The sequence below is a fragment of the Micromonospora fulviviridis genome (assembly GCF_014648395.1).
Classification (GTDB): Bacteria; Actinomycetota; Actinomycetes; order Mycobacteriales; family Micromonosporaceae; genus Micromonospora; species Micromonospora fulviviridis.
In genome coordinates this window covers 49,347-70,778 of sequence record NZ_BMRA01000006.1, presented here as the reverse complement: position 1 = coordinate 70,778, position 21,432 = coordinate 49,347, and the positions used below count along the sequence as shown (strand labels likewise).

24 protein-coding genes are annotated in these 21,432 nt (G+C 68.9%); 8 read left to right on the top strand and 16 right to left on the bottom strand.

The features are described from left to right. Positions 1 to 70: 70 nt before the first annotated feature. From IEY96_RS33160 to IEY96_RS17200, 3 genes are all read right to left on the bottom strand, one after another. Positions 71 to 202 (bottom strand): hypothetical protein, encoded by a 132-nt coding sequence (locus tag IEY96_RS33160; RefSeq protein ID WP_260428364.1) that lies wholly within the window; start codon positions 200 to 202, stop codon positions 71 to 73. A gap of 607 nt (positions 203 to 809) precedes the next feature. Beyond that, positions 810 to 1,010: a hypothetical protein gene (locus tag IEY96_RS17205; protein WP_189195824.1), complete on the bottom strand. Its 201-nt coding sequence runs from the start codon at positions 1,008 to 1,010 to the stop codon at positions 810 to 812. An 84-nt stretch (positions 1,011 to 1,094) separates the two neighbouring features. Continuing rightward, positions 1,095 to 2,666: a nucleotidyl transferase AbiEii/AbiGii toxin family protein gene (locus tag IEY96_RS17200; RefSeq protein ID WP_189195823.1), complete on the bottom strand. Its 1,572-nt coding sequence runs from the start codon at positions 2,664 to 2,666 to the stop codon at positions 1,095 to 1,097. A 205-nt stretch (positions 2,667 to 2,871) separates the two neighbouring features. Between IEY96_RS17200 and IEY96_RS17195 the strand changes: the two genes are divergently transcribed. Further along, on the top strand, positions 2,872 to 3,450 hold the full coding sequence (locus IEY96_RS17195; protein WP_189195822.1) for a DinB family protein: 579 nt from the start codon (positions 2,872 to 2,874) through the stop codon (positions 3,448 to 3,450). Between the two features lie 142 nt (positions 3,451 to 3,592). Here IEY96_RS17195 and IEY96_RS17190 read toward each other — a convergent pair whose 3' ends face one another. The 5 genes from IEY96_RS17190 to IEY96_RS17170 all read right to left on the bottom strand — a co-directional run bounded on the left by IEY96_RS17190 (position 3,593) and on the right by IEY96_RS17170 (position 8,508). Next, positions 3,593 to 4,054, bottom strand: coding sequence for a YdeI/OmpD-associated family protein (locus IEY96_RS17190; protein ID WP_189195821.1), 462 nt, complete (start codon positions 4,052 to 4,054; stop codon positions 3,593 to 3,595). Between the two features lie 250 nt (positions 4,055 to 4,304). Next, on the bottom strand, positions 4,305 to 4,832 hold the full coding sequence (locus IEY96_RS17185) for a hypothetical protein (protein WP_189195820.1): 528 nt from the start codon (positions 4,830 to 4,832) through the stop codon (positions 4,305 to 4,307). 329 nt (positions 4,833 to 5,161) lie between these two features. Then, positions 5,162 to 5,512, bottom strand: a complete 351-nt coding sequence (locus IEY96_RS17180) for a hypothetical protein (RefSeq protein ID WP_189195819.1) — start codon at positions 5,510 to 5,512, stop codon at positions 5,162 to 5,164. Positions 5,513 to 5,641: 129 nt separating this feature from the next. Further along, positions 5,642 to 6,667, bottom strand: a complete 1,026-nt coding sequence (locus tag IEY96_RS17175) for a hypothetical protein (RefSeq protein ID WP_189195818.1) — start codon at positions 6,665 to 6,667, stop codon at positions 5,642 to 5,644. Positions 6,668 to 7,005: 338 nt separating this feature from the next. Continuing rightward, positions 7,006 to 8,508, bottom strand: coding sequence for a hypothetical protein (locus IEY96_RS17170; protein WP_189195817.1), 1,503 nt, complete (start codon positions 8,506 to 8,508; stop codon positions 7,006 to 7,008). A 744-nt stretch (positions 8,509 to 9,252) separates the two neighbouring features. On the opposite strand from IEY96_RS17170, the gene IEY96_RS17165 reads away from it, so the two are divergent. The 4 genes from IEY96_RS17165 to IEY96_RS17150 all read left to right on the top strand — a co-directional run bounded on the left by IEY96_RS17165 (position 9,253) and on the right by IEY96_RS17150 (position 11,578). After that, a complete protein-coding gene (locus IEY96_RS17165) occupies positions 9,253 to 9,543 on the top strand; it encodes a hypothetical protein (protein WP_189195816.1) in 291 nt (96 codons plus the stop codon). A gap of 226 nt (positions 9,544 to 9,769) precedes the next feature. Then, positions 9,770 to 9,967, top strand: coding sequence for a hypothetical protein (locus IEY96_RS17160; protein ID WP_189195815.1), 198 nt, complete (start codon positions 9,770 to 9,772; stop codon positions 9,965 to 9,967). Between the two features lie 76 nt (positions 9,968 to 10,043). Continuing rightward, a complete protein-coding gene (locus tag IEY96_RS17155; RefSeq protein ID WP_189195814.1) occupies positions 10,044 to 10,319 on the top strand; it encodes a hypothetical protein in 276 nt (91 codons plus the stop codon). Between the two features lie 914 nt (positions 10,320 to 11,233). Beyond that, entirely contained in the window at positions 11,234 to 11,578 is a 345-nt protein-coding gene (locus tag IEY96_RS17150) for a hypothetical protein (RefSeq protein ID WP_189195813.1), read from the top strand. Positions 11,579 to 11,906: 328 nt separating this feature from the next. Here the strand turns inward: IEY96_RS17150 and IEY96_RS32690 are convergent, their stop codons facing one another. Continuing rightward, positions 11,907 to 12,044: a hypothetical protein gene (locus IEY96_RS32690; RefSeq protein WP_229791633.1), complete on the bottom strand. Its 138-nt coding sequence runs from the start codon at positions 12,042 to 12,044 to the stop codon at positions 11,907 to 11,909. A 274-nt stretch (positions 12,045 to 12,318) separates the two neighbouring features. Between IEY96_RS32690 and IEY96_RS17140 the strand changes: the two genes are divergently transcribed. Beyond that, positions 12,319 to 12,732, top strand: a complete 414-nt coding sequence (locus IEY96_RS17140) for a DUF6069 family protein (RefSeq protein WP_189195812.1) — start codon at positions 12,319 to 12,321, stop codon at positions 12,730 to 12,732. Positions 12,733 to 13,150: 418 nt separating this feature from the next. On the opposite strand, the gene IEY96_RS17135 is transcribed toward IEY96_RS17140, so the two are convergent. Next, positions 13,151 to 13,486 carry a DUF4241 domain-containing protein gene (locus IEY96_RS17135; protein WP_189195811.1) on the bottom strand — a complete coding sequence of 112 codons (336 nt, stop codon included), beginning with the start codon at positions 13,484 to 13,486 and terminating at the stop codon, positions 13,151 to 13,153. Positions 13,487 to 13,741: 255 nt separating this feature from the next. Here IEY96_RS17135 and IEY96_RS17130 point away from each other — a divergent pair, with 255 nt between their 5' ends. Then, complete coding sequence (locus IEY96_RS17130) at positions 13,742 to 13,900, top strand: hypothetical protein (RefSeq protein WP_189195810.1); 159 nt, start codon at positions 13,742 to 13,744, stop codon at positions 13,898 to 13,900. A gap of 95 nt (positions 13,901 to 13,995) precedes the next feature. On the opposite strand, the gene IEY96_RS17125 is transcribed toward IEY96_RS17130, so the two are convergent. The 5 genes from IEY96_RS17125 to IEY96_RS17105 all read right to left on the bottom strand — a co-directional run bounded on the left by IEY96_RS17125 (position 13,996) and on the right by IEY96_RS17105 (position 20,438). Beyond that, positions 13,996 to 14,352, bottom strand: a complete 357-nt coding sequence (locus tag IEY96_RS17125) for a hypothetical protein (RefSeq protein ID WP_189195809.1) — start codon at positions 14,350 to 14,352, stop codon at positions 13,996 to 13,998. A 259-nt stretch (positions 14,353 to 14,611) separates the two neighbouring features. Continuing rightward, the gene (locus IEY96_RS17120) at positions 14,612 to 17,368 is read right to left on the bottom strand and encodes a bifunctional YncE family protein/alkaline phosphatase family protein (protein ID WP_189195808.1); all 2,757 of its coding nucleotides are present in this window, start codon (positions 17,366 to 17,368) and stop codon (positions 14,612 to 14,614) included. Between the two features lie 4 nt (positions 17,369 to 17,372). After that, entirely contained in the window at positions 17,373 to 18,728 is a 1,356-nt protein-coding gene (locus IEY96_RS17115) for an ABC transporter permease (RefSeq protein WP_189195807.1), read from the bottom strand. After that, positions 18,725 to 19,663, bottom strand: a complete 939-nt coding sequence (locus IEY96_RS17110; protein WP_189195806.1) for an ABC transporter ATP-binding protein — start codon at positions 19,661 to 19,663, stop codon at positions 18,725 to 18,727. The genes IEY96_RS17115 and IEY96_RS17110 overlap by 4 nt, the downstream gene beginning before the upstream one ends. 316 nt (positions 19,664 to 19,979) lie before the next feature. After that, positions 19,980 to 20,438, bottom strand: coding sequence for a GNAT family N-acetyltransferase (locus IEY96_RS17105; RefSeq protein ID WP_189195805.1), 459 nt, complete (start codon positions 20,436 to 20,438; stop codon positions 19,980 to 19,982). 40 nt (positions 20,439 to 20,478) lie between these two features. On the opposite strand from IEY96_RS17105, the gene IEY96_RS17100 reads away from it, so the two are divergent. After that, positions 20,479 to 20,775, top strand: a complete 297-nt coding sequence (locus IEY96_RS17100) for an ester cyclase (RefSeq protein ID WP_268247159.1) — start codon at positions 20,479 to 20,481, stop codon at positions 20,773 to 20,775. 82 nt (positions 20,776 to 20,857) lie between these two features. On the opposite strand, the gene IEY96_RS17095 is transcribed toward IEY96_RS17100, so the two are convergent. After that, positions 20,858 to 21,427 (bottom strand): 4'-phosphopantetheinyl transferase family protein, encoded by a 570-nt coding sequence (locus IEY96_RS17095; RefSeq protein WP_189195804.1) that lies wholly within the window; start codon positions 21,425 to 21,427, stop codon positions 20,858 to 20,860. Between the last annotated feature and the right edge of the window lie 5 nt (positions 21,428 to 21,432).

The window sequence follows — 21,432 nt, the reverse complement described above, 5'->3', positions numbered from 1 at the left end:
CCGTCACCGAAGGTGACGGCTAACACGGCTTGTGCAATCCCGACGCCGGAGTGTCGACGAATCCGGCGGGTCAGGTGACCCCGATGTTCAGGTAGAAGTGGCCGAGCTTGAGTGATAGCGAGGCGCCTCCGAAGTGGTGAATGAGCAGGGCCAACAGGATGACGATCAAGATGCAGACGACGAGCCAGATCAGGAACCACACGAACCCTGGGATCCCGTAGCGACCGACGCGAGCCATTAAGCTCGCCCCCTTGTGGTTGGCGCTGCAACACGCGCCGCCGCGCATGGGCGTGTCGGCTGTCGGTAACTGCGCCCGGCGCTAGCGGACGTCTCCATACAGCCTCCTTCATTGAGGTGTCCGCGAAATTCCCTACCGGGGCGCGCGTCAAACCGGGCCGTAGGAGCCCGCTTCAGGATCCCGCCGGAGCCGGGCCGCGTCTGTGCTGTCGGTGACATCCGGGGTCGGTCAACGGGACGGGTTTCTTGCCCGCACTGAACTTCACATCTGCACTGGGGTTCACTCCCTACTTCCGCTTGCTCTCGGAAGCGCTCGGGATCGGTCTACGACCAGTGAGCAGCGCCTCGGCGTTGCCGATCGGCTGCTCCTCAGGGACCGCTTGCCACGCACCACCCGGGCGCGAGCGGTGTGGCCTACTCAGCAGTCAACTCTCGACGGACGACCCCTCGCTTGTAAGGTGGTTCCGGCGAGAGCCTTATCGTCCGTCGATGTCCATCGGGGCCGGCCCGGAGGCGCCAACCGTCCGCGCTGGTCCGACCTCGGCCGGCACAGTTGATGTCAACGGCTGATGTCAGGTCGCCGCTGCTGTCGGCTCTCGATCCGAGAGGGTGACCCCCGTGTTGCCGAGGCTGATGGTCAAAGAGAACAGGTCATGATCGTCGACCGGCACCGGCCCCCGGCAATGCGGGCAGCCTTCGAGCACCACCCTGCGCGGGTACCGAACGAACGCCTCCTTGAGGCGTGCCACCGCCACAGACAGATCGCCGTCCACTGGTCCATCCTCGCGCCCCGCATCAGGTCACATCCACCACGCTCGGACTGCTTCGGTCTGGTGCAGGGCAACTGTTCGGGCTGGTCAGGTCCAGGCGTGATCGAGGGCCAGCGCCAGTCGCCTGGTCCACTCCTCGGCGGTGCCCGCAATTCCGGGATACTCGTCGGTGAAGTTGGTCCAGTCGACCTGCCAGGACAAGACGGTTTCGGCCGTGAAGGTATCGGCTTCGGCGCCGAGTTCCGGTCGCATGAGCTGGCGGACGAGGGCTTGGTCGACGGTGGTGTGTTCGGCGAGCAGGACCGCGTCGTAGAGGTCTTTGCCTTGCGGGTACATGTCGGTGGCCAGCCACATCAGCTTCCACGCCAGCGCCAGCGAGGCGGGCGCGGCCAGTAACGGCTCGTCGACGTCGGGCAGTATCAGCACCTCTGGTGGGAGGGGGAGCTTTTCACCGAAGACAACATCGATCTGTACGTGGCCGTCCGGTGCCTCCGATGTGCTGAACGGGATGAGGAGGCGGCGTCCCTCAGCGCGTTCATACGTCCAGATGGCGGACTCGGTGATCCGGTCTGGTTGCAGGCCGGCGCCGGGTGCGGTTCGGACGGCGGTCTTGATGCCGTCGAGCAGGGTGCGGGCGTCGGCGCTGTCGCTGGTGAGGGCGTGCGGGGTAACGACGAAGTCGAGGTCGCCCGGCTCGCGAGCGGCATCGCCGACCCAGGCCGCCATGGTGACGCTGCCGCGCAGGACCAGATGCTGACCCCAGGTGGTTGCGGCGACAGCCGCCAGGACGTGGCGCATGGCGGCGCGTCTGGCGTTGGTCCACTGCTGGCCGGTGGCCGCCACGAGGAAGTCGGGCTCGCCGGCGCGGTAGGCGTTCGGGTACTGCTTGAGGGCGGGGTCGAAGGCAGCCTTTTGTCGGACGGTCGGGCTGGCGGGTAGTGGCTGGTAGGTCGGCGGGTAGTGCGGGGAGCCAGCCGGCGCGTACCTCATCCTGTTCTCGCGCTCCATTGCCCAACCGCTAGCGCCCGCTGTGGGCGAGGCCAGCCAGCCCTGGTCGTGGTGGAGGTCGCTGTCGAAGACGACGTACTCCTGCTCCACCGTCGTGGGCTCGTGGCCCGCGGCCCGGAGGGCCTCGGGCAGCTCGTCGAGCCGCTTCGTGGCCGTGGCGAGCCCGGCACCGTGGCAGCGCTGGGTGACGAACCGCTCCTGCGCGCCGTCCACGAACTCCCGGCGCGCGTTGCGTGACAGGCGCGCCCCGTGCGGCGCGACCAGATCGGTGAGAGCCACCAGATCCGCCACCGCCGTACCCGGTAGCAGCAGTTTGACGTGATGCTCGAAGTACCGGCCACCCGGCTCGACTGCCGCCTGCTCATCCGACTTTGGCACCCCGACGCACCACGGCGCCGCCTCGATCTTTGAACGGCAGGGGTGAATCCCTGCTTCGCGCAGTTCGCGTTTCCAACGCTGCACCGCGGCGTGCTGTTCGGCCAGGGTGCCTCGCCCGGTCAGGGTGAGCATCGGTTGAGAGACGTACGCGCCACGATCGAGCACGATGTGGACGAACTTCACGCCATGTTGGGTGGCGAACGCCGACAGCTTCTCGGCGTGATAGGCGTGAGCCGTAATGTGGATCTCGAAGTCCCCCGACACCTCAAACACCCGGCGGAGTCTATGGCACAGCCATCACGCCGGAGTGCGCGATTCCCGCGCAGCATGACGTGGCTGTCGGACTTTTCCAGATCGTCGATTGACAGATGCTCGAGGTGCCTCCCAGCACTGGCACGCCGGCGCCGCCACAGAGCCGCGGTTCGGAACGCGGGCGTACAGGGCATCGCGGCGGGCGGGCGGTGAGATCCTGGGCGGCATGACAGACGTCGACGCCAAAGCGAATCTCTATCGGTACCTGCGGGAGGCGCGCGAGGCGCTGCTCGGGAAGCTCGACGGGCTGTCGGAGTACGACGTACGGCGCCCGCTCGTGCCGACCGGGACGAACCTGCTCGGGCTGGTCAAGCACGTGGCCTCGGTGACCGCGGGGTATTTCGGCGAGGTGTTCGACCGCCCCTTTCCCGAACCCGTCGCGGGCCTGGACGAGAACGCCGAGCCGAACACGGACATGTGGGCCGCAGCCGACGAGTCCCGCGACGACATCATCGGCCTGTGGCACCGAGTCTGGGCACACGCGGACGCCACGATCGAGACCCTCCCGATCGACGCGCCCGGCTTGGTGCGGTGGTGGCAAGACACGCCGGTGACGCTGCACCTCATCCTCGTGCACGTGCTTGCCGAGCTGAACCGGCACGCCGGGCACGCCGACATCGTGCGCGAACTGGTCGACGGCCAGGTCGGCTGGCGGCGGCCCGGCGACAACGTCGTCGAGGGCGACGAGGCGTGGTGGGCCGCCTACCGCGAACGGCTGGAATCCACCGCGCGCGAGTTCGCCTGAGGACACGGTCTCTTCGTGGTCGGCCCCGCCGAGCAGCGCGTTCTCCCGCGTGGCTGCCGACCGTCAGTCGCCCGTTGAAGTGGTTCTCGGCCCTTGCGCGACGCACAATTTCCTCGCCGGGGCCGCTCAGGGGTTCGCCTGTTCAGCGGTGTCGGCCGGCACGGAGCATCTCGATGGTCTTGGTGACGCGCTGCGTCCGGGTGGTCTCTCGCTTGGCCTCGGTGACCCAGCGGACGAACTCCTTGCGATGCGAGGGGGCCAGCGCCTCAAATGCCGCCTGCGCCTGGGCGTCGTCGGCCAGGGCGGCGGCCAGGTCCCCGGGCACCTCGACGTTACGCGCTTCCGCGTCCTGGGCGATGCCGATCTCGTACGTGGACCCGATGCTGACCCCAGCCTGCGCTCGCGCCGCGCGTGACAACCCGATCAGGTTCTCCCCGCCCATCCGGGCCAGGCGCAGCGGCAGCGTCACGCCATTGACACTGACCCGCACCGGGAACGTCCTGCGGCCCTCCCCCAGGACGGACACCTGCTCATCGGACAGCACGAATGCTCCAGCCGGACCGTGCTGCTCCAGCGTCAACGTCAACGTGAGGGTCTCGGCCATGACGTCATGGTAGTTGTCAGGACCCCGACGAGCCGTCAATGGCCGGCATCGATTCGCCGGGTCCGCAGTCATGAGCCGACCGCAGCGCCGCTCGATGACGAGACCTCGACCCGCGTCCAAGATGCCCAACTGGTCGACCACCCCGCCGCGAGCGCCTGCCGGATGATGTCAGCGCCCCCGCCAATGGCGACGCCGCTGTAACCATCGGCCGCCGGATCCCTGTGGGGAAGCCGGCGGCACGACCCTGGTGCTATGTAGGCTGTGCGGCTGCCCGTGCAGCGGCCACCATACGGTTACAGCGGGAGGCGCTGTATTTCGCGGCTCGCATCGACGCCTCTCGTCGGGCGAAGTCCGGGCTCTCCGCCTTCTGGCAGGCGATGGAGTAAAGCTGGAGGCCTGGAATCGGGCCGTCCCGGACGGTCACCGCCTCTTCCGGCTCCGCCATGTTGCTGGCCTCTTGCTCGACGAGAAGCCCCAACGTCTGCATCGACGGCCCGGCGACGACCTCAAGGCCGGCCGACAGTGGGTCGGCGGCAGCTGCGGCGAGCACCGCAGCGGCGGGCCACTGCTGTGGTGCTCTAGGGTCGTGCATGTAGCGGAGCTGCCAGACCCAGGCTTGGCCGGGCTGCCACTGCCAGCATACGAGGTCCGGACCACCATGACGCTTCACGTCTGCCGCTATCAGCAGCTCCGGCCGCGCCGTGGCAAGGAGGTGAGCCCGCAAGGCCAGGGCGGTGCCTTCGGCGAGGGAGTTGGGACCGTCGTCGAGGTCGTCCACGAGAGCGTCCTTTACGCGAGTTTCGGGCCATCGGCCGGGCCCAGGTTACGGAGATCGGGCCCGTCCAATGGACCAACTAGAACCAGCGGGACATGAGCGCGATCTCCTGGCCGGTACTGACTTCGGTACCGAAGACTTGGCCCACCCGTCTCGCCGCCTCGATGCTCCAGCGCCAACCGGTGACAGCGCCCCATCGTGACTATCGGACCCCTCCCTCGTAAGCACTGCGGGGGGCGTCCGCGTGAGTGCGAGGACATCGGCCACCTCGGGCGACTGTCCTCACAGGGCCGACCACGGTCTCCGTCGTCTCGGCCCGTTGCTGCCAGCTGCTACTCACGCCGGTTCCGCTGCACTGGCTCGAGCACGTCGCGCCACAGTCCTCGCATCAGGGCTCGATGACGGTTGGCCCCGCCGAGCGGCATCAGCCGGTCGACCCGCAGCTTGATCATGCCCGTCCAGCAGAGACCCACACCGGCGGCCACCGCCAGTGCCGCCATGGCGAACAACGCCATTGTCACCGGCAGGCAGCGAACGAGCGCCGATACGAGGACCAACATACCGAAGATCAACCCGGTGGCGAGGCAACGGTATCCCCAGACCAGGCCGCGGTAGCCGCCGCTGCCTTGGATCCGCGCAACAGCCTTGTCGAGTTCTGTCGCCGCCACTGCCACCGTGCTCATCCCAAGGCGCCCAGTATGCACCGAACCCAGAATCCGGCGGACGGGTCGACTCGTCCGTCGCCCGCCAGCCAGCCGCCGTCACGTGGCGGCTGCTCTGGTGTTTCTTGAGGTACCGCCGGTTGGCGCTGTTCAGCCCTCGGCGAGGGTTATCCGGACCGCGAGAAGGTGGCCGGCAGCGTCGCGGTCGACCTGGACCGGGAAAACGCCATCGCCCCAGCTGGTCATGGCGAACAAGATCTGCGCGTCGCCGAGGGGCAGGGTGCCGCTCTCCGTGTCGCTGGCCCGTACCTGGCGCATCACCTGCCAGTGGTGGGAGTGCGGCCGGAAGTCGACCGCCAGGCCCCGGCCGGGCTCGGCGTCCCGCCACGCCTGCACCGTCATCGCCCGTCGGAGGGCGGAACGGATCGGCAGGCCTGTCCAGCCGTAGCTGCCCTCATCACCCGACGTCGTCAGCGGCTCAGCGGTGAACTCCTGCGCTGCCGCCGGCGCGTCGGCACCCCAGAACGCCACATCGGCGAGGCCGTCCAACGGCTCCTCGTGGCGCCACAGATCGAGGGCGTGCACGTCGGCGAAGGCCAGCCGGGCCGCGTCGACACCGACCACGCCCACGTCGACCGTGGATGCAACCGGCGCGTCACAGACCCGGACAATCATCTGGGACCAGCCATCCCACGGCCCGTTCGAGCGTTCCGCTTCCACCCTGACGGCCCTGCCCGGAAGACCATCCACCGCCACCGCGGGCAGCCCGAAGACACTGAACCCCCGCTGGCGTTCGACGGCGCACCGGCGGGCCCGCTCCCGGTGCGACACCTGTGTCTCGGAGCGCTCCAACCCAGCCATCCACCCATGTTCCCGGCAGTGACCGCCGAACCGTTCCACCCAGTCGTCGCGACGCGAAGCGGGGATGTCGTAGTGATACCGCCCGGGCCGAACCTGGAACGACGCCCCCGCGCGCTCGGCGTCCGGGCCGACCACCGTGTAGTCCGCTGCCCCGGCAACCTCAGCCAGCAGGTCGGGATCCTCGATTCCAAGACCGCGCGGATCCAGCTCGTTCGGAGGTCTGCTTCCGGACCACATGCCCAGCATTCCCCCGTCGACGATGACCAACTGGCCAGACGGGCAGCGGACTTCGCCGAGCGTGACGATCTCTCCCATGGCGCGGCAGTCTACGGGCCCGCCAGTTCCCGTAGGCCGTGATTCTTCGCGCCCCCTCTGGGACGTCACGCCAGCCGGCTCGTCCACATCACCGCAGGTTAGCGCGTTTCCGCGTCCGGCTGCGGTGAGCACTCGGGCGCGGTGACCACTTTGCCAAGCTGCCCCAGATGCAAGGCCGGGCCATCGAGTGGCTCCTCACCGTCCTCAGCCGCAGATACTCCCCTACCATCTCGCCCTCGTGAGGACTCCAACGGCTACCTGAGCCCTCCGATTCGGCCCGAGACCCGCCTGATCAGCAGCGTCGTGCACCGGCGGGCAGTAGGCCCACATGGAGCGGGTTAGAAGTCACGCCACTCGTCGAACCACTGTTCGGCCACATGTGGTGGCACGCCGGCTCGGGCAGCGAGTTTCATGAACGCGTCGAAGGCTTCCTCTCGGCGTAGCGTGTCGACGATCTCGTACTTCTGGTCGATGCTGTTGAGCGTCTCGACCAGCTTGCGCAAGGCCGCTTTTGCTTCGTCGGCACGCCCATCACCTTCCTGTGGAAGCTTGTCGATGATGCGGAAGGTGTTGGCGTACGCCTTGCAGGCGGCGGCTCCACCTCGGGCGTCGTCGTCGACCCAGTCTCGGAACGGGTTGTAGAGGTTGGCGGCCAGCCACGTGTCAGGCTTCGCGCCTTCAACAACCAGGCGCACCGCAGCGCCGCGGTATCGGGCCTTCAGGGCGGGCACGATCGATCGGCGTAGTCCGCTGATGCTCAGCTGCGTCAGCGAGGCCGTGTCTGGCAGGGTGTCCGCGTCCAGGCCGTAGCCATCGACAAGCTGGATAACCGCCAGACGCGGCAGATCGGCCAGAGCCGCGGCGTCGACCAGCCGCCCCGGGGGTTTGCGCCAGTAGATCCGTAGGCTCTCCAAGTCCTTCAGTTCCGCTACGGCAGCAGCGGACATAGCGCCGCTGCCGTCCAGGGCGACCTCTCGCACGCCATGCAGGCCGGCAGGAACCGTAGTTTCCGCGTCGGCGCCCGTCAGGGTGAGATGAAGCCATCGGCCGCCGTCCGCCGCGCACACGGTGAGGCCCTGGTTCACTGCCGCCAGCTCAAGGCCGTGCAGCCCACCGGGCAGCCGCACCTCGCAAACATCCGCCCCAGCCAGCGACAAGTGCTGCACACCAGTGTCGGCCAGATCCACGACCGCCGGGGCGTCCCGCCACGTCAGCGACGAGACAACAGGGCGGTCTGCCAACGCGCGGGCCAGGCCCCGATCCGGGCCGGTCCACGCCAGCGCCGTACAGCGGGGCAACTGATCGAGAGCGGACCAGCGCACCGGCCCGGACGTAGGCACCCGCATCGGCCCCTCACCGCTCAAATCCAGTCGAGGCGTGGCCGCGCCAATCGTCACCGCTCCGGCACCGAAGTCAACATCGACCTGACCCCGGGTGGCCGCCGCACGATAGGCCGACTTCACTGCCGCCGGTAGCTCCCGGTCCCAGCGGCGCTGCCTGACCACATCGTCGGCAAGTGACTGCCAGCCCGAGTACGTGCTCGAGAAAGCTGGCACACCCTCCGGTACGGGCAAGCTTCCGATCCAGGTGAACCCCGGCGGCACCGCATGCCATCTGTCGATCGACAAGTGGGCAAGCTGCCCGTCGTGAGCATGATGATCGAGTTTCAGCGGCTCAACCCCACGCAACTCGTCCAGGCTCGGAGGCTCCACCGAGTGCCAAAGCAGCGCATACACCGAGGTCACCCGGCCTTCGGCGCCCGTAATCTGACATGCACCCCATGCGCCGTCAGACAGCCTCATCACCGCGACATCGCCGGCTCGCACCGCTCGATCAACCACCTGTCGAAGCTACCGGACCGATCCGACCGTCGTGCTTCCTCAACTCGTGCATCCGGAGCCGGCGTTCGATGATCGCGCAGTACGGGTGAGGCTTGCCCCGCAACTGCAGCTCAGCATCGAGCACGCAGGCAACAATCCCTGCCAACAGGACTCGCCCAGCTGCCCAACCCGCAATCCACAGTCAGGTACCCGGCCCAGAAGCGATACGACGAAAAGGGCTAGCATCGGTCGCCCGTCGCCGGCCCGGCAGTTGCACGGGAACACGCCTCCGGTGAGCAAGGTGAGACGTCCAGTCGGTCACCGACGATGCGAATTCACTCCGCGAGACCGACGCCACCACCGTCTGCCACCACGACGGCCAACTGCTGGAGGCGAGACCGCGGGCCGTAGGCTCTGCACCGCTAACAGCAGCCGGATCGGCCACGGATGTGACGGGATGAAGAAGAGCACCAGGAAACTGTTCCGAGCAGGCATCGCTGTCGCGCTGCTGGCCACCACGCTGCCCACCGCCGCATGCACCTCGAAAGCCACCACCCCGCCGGCGACGGCGTCCACGGCCCCCGCACCACCCTCACCGATCATCCGTAAGCTGCGCATGCCGGAGACGCTGCTCGGCCTGCCCCGGAACATGGACCGCGAAGCCGTCGACGCCGCCAAACGACACCTCGACACGCTCAAGCGGGAGGTCGCTCCCGCCACGAGCGCCGTCGGCTGGGCCTACGGCAACAACGGACCGACGCCGACATGGTGTTCATCACCGGCGTCTCCGGCACCGTCACTGATCGGCAAGGGCTCATCGAACGCTCCCTCCAGCCATACCGCATCACGTCCCACAAGCCGGTCGACCCCGGGGACCTCGGCGGCACGGCGCGCTGCGGCCAAGGCCGCTTCGACCAAGAGAGCTACCTCGTCGCCTGCGCCTGGGCCGACGACCAGACCGTAGGCATCGTCGCCTTCCTCTCGTCCCGGCCGCAGGCCGACCGCACCGCCCAGTTCCTCGAGGCACGCAAGGCGATGACGGAGACCACCCCATAGGCGGGCCCGGCGACCCTCACGGCCGGAGCAAATGCTGACTGCGCCCTCGCCACCAGCATCTCAGCCCGACCAGAGCGCGAGCGCCCCGGGCGCAGGCCACCGACGCACGGTCCCCGCGGCGCGCACGTCACGCTGCGGAGACCCTCACTTCTCGATCCGCCCAAGGCAGCAAGGGTGATCGGTCGAGTTCGGGCCCGGCCCTCGCAGATCACCTACGGTCGTAGGGGTGGAGGTGCTGCTGCGCGGCGGGCCTGGTGACGGCCGGGCGGTGTCCGGCGGCGGGGAGACCGTCGTGTGGCGGGCCTGCTTGTACGAGATCACGCCGGAGTTCGCCCGCCGTAGCGGACGTGATCTTCGGGTGTATCGGCACCGCCCGGACTGCTGCGAGCCCTACGGCCGGGGCGCGGAGGACCGCTGCGAGTAGCCCTTCGCTACGGGCGTGCGAGACACGCTCGCCATCCGAGGCGGCTACCTGATCGAACGTATGTACGATCGCGGGGGTGCAGGAAGTGGTACGGCGGTGGTGGAACGGTGTCTGGGGGCGCCTGACCCGGCGCGACGTGCGGCTGGTCCGCCAGACGCGCTGGACGGTGATGGCCCGGGCTGGGGACACGGAGTCCGGAAACGTGCTGCGCTGGGAGTTCGGCTCGGAGCCACAGGCTCTGGAGATGGTTGATCGCCTGCTGCGCGCCGACACCGCCGGCCAGTGGCGGGAGCAGGACCGCGGCACTTCCCCGCCGGGTACTGGCGCCGGGGCGGCGCGGCGGGTCACATAGCGACGATTATGGGTACTCGATCGTGCACCATGGTGACAACCATGACTTGCAGGGCCTGACGCACTGCTGATGCGACGAGGGCCCTCTACCCGAACAACCATCTGATCCGTAGATTCCCAAGACTCCACGTCTAGGCCGTCCGACGCTGTCCGCCTGGTCCTGGTCCTCAGGCTCTCGACAACTCGGTCGGTACCATCCGGTCCGGACCAGTCCGCCCCGGTGGCTCCCATGCGTGGCTCCCAGACTGCCACTTGGGGGAACTCAAACTGGTCGTCGCGTCTGCGGCCGAGAAGAATAACGGCGTGGTCGGCAACCCCCTTAGTGCAGTGGCGGAGATCTTGGCCAGAACGACTCGAGTACGCGTGTACCACTCGGGCGTCCCGGGCCAACTCGCTCGCAAACGGCGTGACCGTCCGCCAGTCCTCGCTGATCACCATGGGACCGACGCGCTGAACCAACTGCGAGCAGCGCTGATGCTGCGACCGGACACCGCCGTCGCGGCCCTGATGTGCCGGCCAGACTTGTGGCTGGAACTGCTAGGGCATGACAACGCGCGGTTGACCACAATCGGGCTGCTGCACTCCGGTTGGCTGAGGTATGAGCCCTACGGTGATCTGCAGCTGCACGAACGGACGCGGATCGTCCATTGGTTGAATCGCTGGGCTCCGGAGGCAGCGGCAACGATCGCCGGAGGGGTTGCGCTCATCGACCGTCCTTAACGGTCGCAACCTCTCTGGGTGCCGAGCGGCCGGGAGCGGCCTGAGGATCGGAGGAAGATTGCGGATGACTGGTCACGGTAACCTGCCCCTGCTCACGCCGTCACTGTCGTATCACGTCGGCTTGGGCCAGCGGTCTCGGCTGTACGAATGGCTGCATGGCGGCGGGACGCTGGCCACAACACGGCGGGAGAACGGGTGGCGCTCAAGAAGCGGGGCAGTAGGCCGATCGTTGTCGACGGGATCGGCTACCGCTGGTTCGTCCGCCGGAAGCCGACGTACAGCCAGGGTTTGACCTGGTCGCCGCTGAGCTTTGCCGTTGAGCGGGCGGACCCGCCTGGCGGTGCCACCCTCATCGTCCGGCTGGCGTCCCCTCATCCTGGCAACTGGATGAACGCTCCGGCCTCGCCGGTGCTGCCTTCGGCAGTCGCTAGCGCCATACGGCAAGCGCTTGACCGTGGCTGGCAGCCGGATCAACCCGGATCGCCGTTCATGCTGAGCCTCGGCGATGAGGAGCAACTCCCACAGCAGGGGACGGTCTAGAGTTCGCACCGACTGTCAGCTTGGGAATTGTCGAGCTCCGGCAGGCCACGGGCTTGGCGACCCAACTTGCTCCCCAATCTCCGGCTGCGGGACCGGCGGCACCTGATCGGCTGGCACGGTCGCGCAGGACCCGCGCCCGTATGGGCGCCGGACACGGGACGCAGAGCTTTCCCCTGCAACGCGCACGCGCGCGTCGGCTCACCGCATCCCGAAGCTCCCGGCCCGCTCCCCCGGCGTCGGCCAACCGGCTCACCGAGGCGACCGCAGCCACCTCCTGGTCAGCCAAAACTGCAGCCCGTCCGATGCCCCGGCCGGGCAAAAACGCTCGTCACCACCCCCTGGATTGCGACCCGACTCGCGGGGTGCGCGAGCTGGTGTCCGGGTAGCCGCCGAACCGCTCGTTGTGCAGGTGGGCGAAGAAGCCCAGTGCCGCCTGCGCGACCTCGTACTCGACGTCGCCCTGCACCGGCCAGGCGTAACCGCCCAGCTGGTGCAGCGGGCCCTCGCCATCGCTGATCGCCGAACAGAACCCCCTGCGTCGAAGCGGATGCTCTGGTTCTGCCGCTGGCTGATCCCGGCCCCGAACGCGTCGTGCAGCGCGCCCGGGACTGCCTCGCCGTATACCGGTGGCGAATGTCTTCGAAAAGATTTGGGCGCGCTTGTCGATTGGGGTTGGTCCTCTTCGTCGTCCTGGTGAGAGCCCGGTACCGAGCCGGTCCATACACCCACTGGAGGGCACGATGACCACCACTGTGAATACGACCCACGCCACCACTTCGACCTTCGGTGTGATGATCCGGACCGGTGTCATCGCCGCGGTTGCCGCGAGCGCCGCCACCATGGCCGTCGCCGCCGCCGGCCACGCGGCAGGGGTCAGCCTCGATATGGGCGGTGCCCCGATTCCGGTGGCGGGGTTCGGCGTGCTGACCGCTGCTTTCTCGCTGCTCGGCGTCGTCATCGCCGCGCTGCTGTTCCGTTTCGCCCGGCGTCCGCGGCGGACGTTCGTCCGCACGACGGTGGTGCTGACGGTTCTGTCGCTGGTGCCGGACGTGATCGCCGACGCCGGGGCGGCCACCAAGGTGCTGCTGATGCTCACCCACCTGGTCGCGGCCGCGATCGTGATCCCCGCTGTCGCGCGCCGCCTCGCCGCCTGACCAGCCCGCCCTGCGTGTCTGAGTCCATCGTCGGGGCGGGTTGGCGTGCATGTCCGGCTCGTCAGGATCCGACCGCGCCCGCCGCCCCACCATCGGGGCCTCCCGTCATCAAGAGAACGACGTGCCCATCCATTCGGACCCGCCACGGCAGGCATGGGGTAGGTGTCGGTGGATCGACAGGAACCGATCCCCAACCCGGGCTGCGCGTTTTCGGCGCCATCCCGATCGGCTGATAATCACCCCTACCTGGCCGGGTGGGCCCCGGGCTGTCAACGAGTCCACCCGGTGCCGGGAGCCACACGGGCACTCCTCATGGATGGGCACAACCCAAACGCCCGTCCACCTCTGTAGCCAACTGGCGCACGGATCGATCCGACCCCGTGCACTCACAAGCCGAGATTCGGGTGCGGCGTAATCGTCAATCCTCGTCCTCGTCGTTCTCGTCTTCCGAGTTGATGGGAAATAGCAGCATGTCGGCGATGAAACAGGTCACGGCACAGGAGGTGTCGTAGCCGATCCACGTGGGGTAAGCGCCGTCGCCCCAGCCGCTGGACCAGGCGACCATGTCCTCCGAATCGGTTGTGCGGTAGCGCGGCTCGACCAGGCCGTCGAGCGTGCGCCAGACGTCTACCAGCTGGTCGGCGGAGTCGGCGTCGACGTAGCAGGCCATGCCGGTGTCGACGCCGAAGCCGACCTCCGGGCAGCCCCAACAAGCGGTGGTGTACCGACGGAGTTGGCGCATCAGCGCTGCCATCGACGTGGATTGGATCGCCGGTCACCACTGCCAGCGTCTCGATCGCCACCGCCATTCCGCCGAAGTTCGACGCCTACGCCACCACGTACCAGACCGACGACGTCGTCGCCGCCTACGAGCGCGCCCTGGTCGAAGACTTCATGATGCAACCCCCTGGCTCGCAGTACGCACGAGCAGTCCCTGCCCTTCCCCAAGGCGGGCGACGGTGTGTCGGATCGGGGATAAGCCGGGCGGCCAGTCCGTTCACCACTGAGGATGGCACGGGACGACCCGGCCGCGGCCAGTGCCTGGCAGCGCGCCGTCGGCGGCGTGCTGCAGCAGGCGCTCGCGGTCGGCTGGCGGGTCGACTGGGATTCCTGCGGCGCCTACCTACTCACCGCGCCCCACCACCAGCCTGGTCATCGCTGCGGGTGAGTCGAGCTCGGCGACAGTGATCCTTCGCAGCCGGAACGATCGTCGTGGCCTGCGGGCGGGCTCGGCGCGGCGTCCGCGTCAGCCGCCGGTCCGGCTCAGCCAATGCTCCGCGGGGGCGCGCCGCCGCGCAGTCCACCGCGGCGCCACACCCCCGCCGACCAGCGCGGCGCCGTGACCGCCCGCTGGTCGTACCCGCCGTCGGTCATCGGGCGGGCCAGGTTGCTGTACGGCCCTCCGGGCGGCCCCTCTCGCAGTTGGGCGTTACGCCCGAAGCCGGCCGGGCAGGGCGCCGAGGTGCTCGCGCTGGTGAAGATCGGGGAGGCGTCGACCGTCCCGTTGGTCGCCGAGAGCCGGAACCCGCCGAGCGGGGCGGCCTGGGCCGGTGTGGGAAGGACGAGGCTGGCCGCCGGGATGGACGCGGCCGCGGCGGGAGCAGACAGTTTTCGAGGCACACCGACGGTCTAGGCCCCTGGTGGAACCGTCGGGACACCGGCGACCGCGCGCCGGACAGCCAGCAGTTGAACAGCCAACCTGTGCAGCGGAACACCCACGCCTCTCCCGCACTGACGCATCGGCGCGGCGGGCTCCGGGCGTAGCACCGTCCGCCGGATTCTCTTCGCCGCCCTGCCCCTGTGCTGCGTCCCGGGATAGGCGGAGCCCCTGGCCGGGCGATGACGCCGGCCAGGGGCCCGGTGACGCGAACTAGCCGCGTCAGCCGTCGGACTCGGGCGACGGGATGTAGGCGCCCGGCACGTCCTCCGGAGCGAAGATCTTGTCCTCGCCCGGGTACGGCTTCTTCCATTCGTGCGCCTGGTACCAGGTGAAGTGGTTCATCTGCGCGGGGTTGGCGTAGTCCGGCTTGGCGTCGGGCCCGGTCAGCCGCTGGTGCGACTTCCACTCGTCCCATTGCGCCGCCAGTTGCTGCTTGTCCGCGGGCACCGTCGCCGACGGCACGGACGCCGCGAGGGGGTTCTGCGGCGCGGGGGTGTCCACGCCGCAGGCGGGCGGGGTGGCGAGGCCGGCGGTCAGCGAGGTCCGGTTGGGCAGCGCGGTGAACGGCGTGAAGTTCGGCTTCTTGGTGAACGCCTGGCGCATGGGGCTGGCTGCGCTGTCCTTCTGGTTCATGGGGTGGATCCCGAGGATCTGCTCGATGGTCCGGATCATCGTGATCTGGGTGTAGTAGTGGCTGTCGACGACGCCGCGCTGGGCCCAGGGGCTGATGATCTGGATGGGGGCGCGGTGGCCGTCGACGTGGTCGAGGCCGGCCTGGGAGTCGTCCTCGACCACGAAGATCGCGGAGTCCTTCCAGTAGGGGCTGTGCGAGATCTTGTCGACGATCTTGCCGACGGCGAGGTCGTTGTCCGCGACCTGAGCGGGCGCGTTCGGCGGGCCGCCGGTGTGGTCGCTGGAGAGCCAGAACATGTTGAGGTTCGCCGGCCCGTTCTTCTCGAAGTCACGCTTCCAGATTTCGTACCGGTAGATGTCCGGGACGCTGGTGTCGTACTTCGGGAAGCTGGGCACCGACACGCTGTTGAGCGACGGGATCGGCGAGGACGAGACCATGCGGTAGGCGGTGTCCTGCCCGGTCGCGGCCATGTTCTTGGTGTCGCAGTACAGGTTCTGCCAGCTGGCGCCGGTCGGCTTGCTGAGGAACTGGTGGAATTCGCCGAAGTTGCGGACGGTCTTGCCGGCCGCCTGCGCGCCGGTCCAGATGAAGCCGGTGCGCTGGTGGCCGAGGGCGTCGTCCTCGGTGTCGTAGCTGCGGATGTACTCACCCGCCGTGGATTCGGTGTACTCCGGGTTGTCGGCCTGCATCAGCCAGTTGTGCCCCTCGGCCGAGTTCGTGCCGATGTCGTAGGTGTTGTCGTACAGCCCGAACTGCTGAGCCATCGCGTGCTGGTTGGGCGTCACGTTCTCGCCGAACTGCGCGAGCGACGGGTCGCCGTTGCCCCGCGGGTCGTCACCGAACACCTGGTCGTAGGTCCGGTTCTCCTTGACGATCAGGAAGACGTGCTTGATCGTCGAGGGATCGCCGAGCCGCTGCGGGACCGGCACGGGCTTCGCCTTGCTGCCCTCGGCCAGCCTGACCGAGCCGCCGGTCCAGCCGTTCTGGCTGAAGACCTTGCCGGTCTCGGACTTGATGACCTTGTCACTGGGCAGCGTGAACCGCTGCAGGCTCGACGTCGTGTCGTGCGTGCCGTGGCCTGCGGGATTGTTCGGGCGGCGGGCGTCGATGCCACGGGTGTTGGAGACCAGCACGTCGGTGCCGACGGTGGTGATCTCCGCGGGGAAGTAATCGGTCGGGAGCAGGCCGACGTAGCTGACCGGCTCCAGCGGGGTCTTGTACCGGTAGACGGCGACGGCGTTGGCGCGGCCGAGCGTCACCAGCAGGTGGCCGTCGTCGGTGAGCGTGACGGCGTTGGGCTGGTAGCCCACCGTCGCCTCCGGCCACGGCTGGGTGGCGATGGTCTGCACGACCTTGTTGCTCGCGGTGTCGATGACCGACACGTCGTCGCTGTTGGTGTTGGTGACGAACAGCGCCCCGTTCCCGGCGTACAGGGCGGTCGGGTGCAGACCGACGTCGATGCTGGCGACGGCAGCCGCCGGGTCCGCCGGGTCGATGACGCTGACGGTGCCGGTGGTGGTGGAGGCGGTCACCTGGTCGGCCGGCACCTGCGTGTTGTAGGAGTTGATCGTGGGCTCGCCGGGCTTCGCGGGACGCCCGCCCTCGTTGGTGACGTAGAGCTTGCCGCCCACCATGATCATGTCACGCGGGGCGTTGCCCACGGCCCAGCTCCGCTGGATGGCACCGGTCGCCGCGTCGATGGCGACCACCCGGTTCTGTCCGTTGACGGCGGAGTACACGGTGGCGCCGTCGGGCGAGAACACGGCCTCGCTCGCCAGCGCACGCTTGGGCCCGTCCTGGGGGATCCGGATGAACGTCGGGTTGGCGAGGGTGCCGTCCGGGTTCACGGTGAACGTGCGGTAGCCGTCGGCCTGGCCCAACCACAGCCGGGAGCCGTCGGGCGAGTACGTGGGGCCTTCCTGGCCCACGTCGTTGCCGCTGATGCGCAGGTTCGCCGCGGCGTTGTTGCCGACGAGCTGCTGCACCTTCCAGCTCTTCAAGTCCACAACGGCCAGCGCCATCCCGCCGTCGGTGACCGAGGCCGCCAGGTGGGTGCCGTCCGGGCTGACCGACGACGACATGATCTTACCGTTGTTGACGACGAGGCGCTCGCCGATCGGGTTGATGTACTGGTCGTCGGACACGACCAGGCCCTTGTCGGTCACCTGGCCGACCTGGTCGGTGCCGAACTGGTGCGTCTGGGCGAAACTGATGCCGGTGCCGGCGGCGACGACGACAGCGGTGGTGCCTGCCGTGACGAGGGGTAGCCGGCGGCCGATGCGTCGACGGAGAAGGCCCGGTTCGCCCTTCTCGACACGCCGACGGCGGCGTGTTACCTGCATGGAGTCATCCCTTCGTGGTGTGGAGCAGTTCGACGTTGCCGTCGAACTGCCAGAGCGGGTTCGGTGCGTCCCCGGTCTGGGTCCGCACCAGGAAGTAGCCGTTCACTTCCTTCGGTCCGTCGCCGTCGGCCACGAACCGCCCGTCAGGGGTGACGTCGAGCTGGTAGATGGCCGATCCCGCGGCCTCGACGTCGGGGAGATGCCAGGAGACGACGCAGCGCCAGTCGTTGCCCGGTCCTTCAGCGGCGAGCTTGCCGCCGCCCTTGTTGCACGTCGCCGTGGCCTTCAGCTGCGCCTCGGTGACGTCGGGGCGGTGGAGCTGCGTGGTCTGCATGCGGTAGAGGTGGGCGAATGCCGTGGCGACGGAGCGCTGCACCTTGTCCTGCTCGATCCCCGAGCCCGTGGTCGGGGTCGCCACGGCGACGACCCCGACCGTCGCGGCGAGCACCCCGGCCAGCGGCAGGGCTCCGACGGTGACCACGCGGCGCCCCGAGCCGTCAACGGTCAGGTTGGTGAAGTCGCGTCGCAGGAACAGTAGGTACGCCAGCGCCGTCGCGGTCACCGCCCACACCAGGCTGACCACGACGCCGATCAGGAGCGGGCCGAGTTGGGCGGGGCTGGTGAACAGACCGTTCCAGGCGATGAAGGCGTAGCCGGGCAGCGCGACGCGCACGGCCATCGGCAGCGGCAGCATCTGAGCGAGCTGCATGGCCAGCGCGACGAGCGCGGGCAGCAGGAGTCCCATCGGGGACCGTCCCAGGGCGACGGAGCCGAGCAGTCCGACAGCGGCGAGGGCCAGGGTCGGTGCGAGTACGCAGACCCAGGCGAGCAGGACCTTCCCGGCGGCATCACCCGGCGTGAGCAGGTGGCCGTCGAGGCCGACCAGTGGGTGGTTGCCGACCGCCACGAGCCCGCCGGCCGCGCTGGAGCAGGCCAGCCCGACCACGAGCAGCAGAATGACAGTGAGGCTGGACAGTGCCTTCGCGGCGAAGATCCGGCGAGGTGACCGGACCGCCACGAGCAGGTGGCGCCAGGTGCCGAGGCGGTCCTCGGAGGCGAACACGTCGCCGACGACCACCGAGGTCAGCAGTGGGAGGGCCCAGGTGCCCGCGAAGCCGAGCGTCACCAGGGGTCCAGCCCACCCGGTGGCGTGCATCCAGCGACCGAAGAGCGTGTCGACGGGCAGCGAGCTCTGTTGACTCACCGCGGCGACGAACAGCGCCGGGGCGATCCAGCAGGCGAGGACCAGCAGCCGGATGCGCCACTGCGAGACCAGCTTGACCAGCTCGAAGCGGTAGCCGCGCGTGACCGAGACGCGGCGGGCGCCGACAGCGCGGTCGGCGGCGAGGGTCGCGGTCATCGGAGGGCCTCCTGCTGCTCGGTGAGGGCGAGGAACGCGGCCTCCAGCGGCGACACCACGGCTGCGAGCTCGCGCACCGCGATGCCCGCGTGCACGAGCCGCATCACCAGGTCGTCGAGGGCGGGCACCAGCGCCCGTATGACGAGCACCTCGGCGTCCCGTGCCCTGGCGTCGTCGTCGATGTGGATCCCGGCCGTATCGGCAGCCAGCCGGCGGGCGGCCTGCGGGTCGGAGGTTCGTAGCCGGTAGTACAGTTCACGGTTCTCGGCCGCCAGCTTGGTCAGCGGCCCGGTGAAGACGACCCGCCCGGCGGCGAGGATCGTGACCTCGGAACACAGCGCCTCCAGGTCGTCCATGCGATGACTCGAGAACACGACGCTGGTGCCGTCCGCTGCGAGTCGGGTGAGGACTGCGTGCACATGTCTCTTGCCGGCCGGGTCGAGGCCGTTGGAGGGTTCGTCGAGCACGAGCAGCCGGGGCTTGGTGAGCAGGGCGGCGGCGAGTCCGAGCCGCTGACGCATGCCGAGGGAGAAGCCGCTCGCGCGGTCGTCCGCGACATCGGTGAGCCCGACCTGGTCGAGCACATCGTTGATTCCCGCCGTCCGCGCGTCTTGGTCGCGGAGAGCAACCAGGGCGGCGAGGTTCTGCCTGGCGGTCAGCGACGGATAGAGACCGGGACCGTCCACGAAGCCGGCGACACCGTCGGGCGCGGCGAGGGCCCGCGTGATCGGCGTACGCAGAATCTCCAGACGGCCGCTGTCGGCGACGGCCAGGCCCAGCAGGAGACCCAGCAGTGTCGTCTTGCCAGCGCCGTTCGGCCCGACCAAGCCGTGGATCTGCCCCTGCGCCACGTCCAGGTCGACGTCGTCGAGCGCGACGACGTCGCCGAAACACTTGGTGATGCCACGAGCCCGGATTGCCAGTGGTGCGTCCATGAGCCCCTTCTTTCGTCGCCTTAGGCAACCTAGGGACGGCATTCAACGCAGGCAGGGTCAGCTGTCTGAACGTTCGTGGAACGAAAGAGGACCGGGCCCAAAGGGCGGACGGGGATCCATGGAAACGTCCTATTAGGACCTCAGTGGGGCGGCATGCGGACGGATCTGGCCCAGCGGTGCGGAATCGGCGGTGGGATCGGCGTGAGCCCTGGGCCATGACCTGCCGACCGCGCCAGGGTGTGACAGCACGCGGCGAGCTTCCGCCTGCTTTTACCCGGCATACCTGGTCCGGTGGCTCCGCGAACCCGCCGAATGATCATTCGTGGCGCAGGGTCGAGGCCGGTTCGCGCACCATGAACACGTCCACCGGGTCCGCGGTCTCGACCGTGAATCCGTGCCGCTCGTACAGCCGCCGGGCCGGACTGCCCCGCAGCACGTTCAGCCGGACCCGGGCGCCATCGTGGTCGCACTGCTCCAGCAGCCCGCGCAGCACCGCCGCACCGATGCCGCCGCCCTGTAGGTGCGGTGTCAGGTAGAAGTGCTCCAGCCAGTGGGCGTCCTCGGCCGGCCGCAGCGACACGCAGCCGGCGAACACGCCGCCCACCTCGATCACCCAGGTGTGCGCCGGCGCGAACCCGTCCCGCAGCCGCTGCCGCACCCGCTGCTCGTCGTACCGCCCGAGCCGCTCCAGATCCGCCCGCAGCACCACGGACCGCAACCCGGCCACCGCCTCGACATCGGCCGCCGAAGCCGGCCGAATCTCCCAGCTCGCCATGATCGCCAAACTACGCGCCCACCAGCTGTAGTCCGAAGACCTGGCCACCGTTGAACGGACCCCCGACGGCTACGCCGAGCACGTCCAGGAGATGACCGCCACCTGGGGCACGTTCGACCTCACGATCGAGGAGTTCCTGGTTGACGGTGCGCGGGCCTATGTCCGGCTGGCCCAGGTGGGGCGCCACCTCCAGCCGGTGGATGGCATCGCACCGACCGGTTGGACCGTCCGTCAGATCAACTCGGTCGTCTATCACGTCGAGGACGGGCTGATCATGGAGTACTGGATGCAGATCGACCGAGCCGGTCTGCTGGCCCAACTCAGGGGCGATTCCTGAGGCACCGCGCAAGGGCGAGTACTCGCACGCTGGCGGCGGAGGCCTCGCTTACGGTTCCGCGCGCCCCTCCATGGTCGGAAAGTCACGATGTAGATGGCGGCAGCAGGGTCGTCGCGTCGACCACCTCGACGGTGGCCGCGGCCCGGTTGGTGGCCAAGGTCAGCACGTGCCGAGGCACCACCGGGGGCGGCAGCCGGTGGATTGTCAGACCGGGTCCGCCACCGGCTTTGAACTGGGCCTCTGCGATTGTCCAGGCCACTACCTCCCGCACCGGCCGGTCACCGGTCCGCTCGACGTCCACCCCGACCCGCCCACCGCCGGGCAGGACGGCAACGGTCACTATCGCGCCGCTGTGCGACACGGACATCTCCAATGCGGTCCCGGGCAGCCTTGGCCGGCCGTGCCAGCGGCCGCACTGCGAGCACGTGCGGTCCACCGCCACCGCCTCGGCCGGGAGGTCGAGCATCGCGCCGGCGACGGTGCGCAGCAGTGCCGCTCCGAGCAGGAACCGAGCACGATCCGCCTCAGGCACGGCGCGATCGACGCGCTGCCGCTCGCGGTCATCGAGCAGCTCCAGTAACCCGACGTGCGCCGCCGTCAGACCGGCCGTGAACACGGTGATCTTGCTCGTCGTCGACGGTTGGACAGCCACGATTG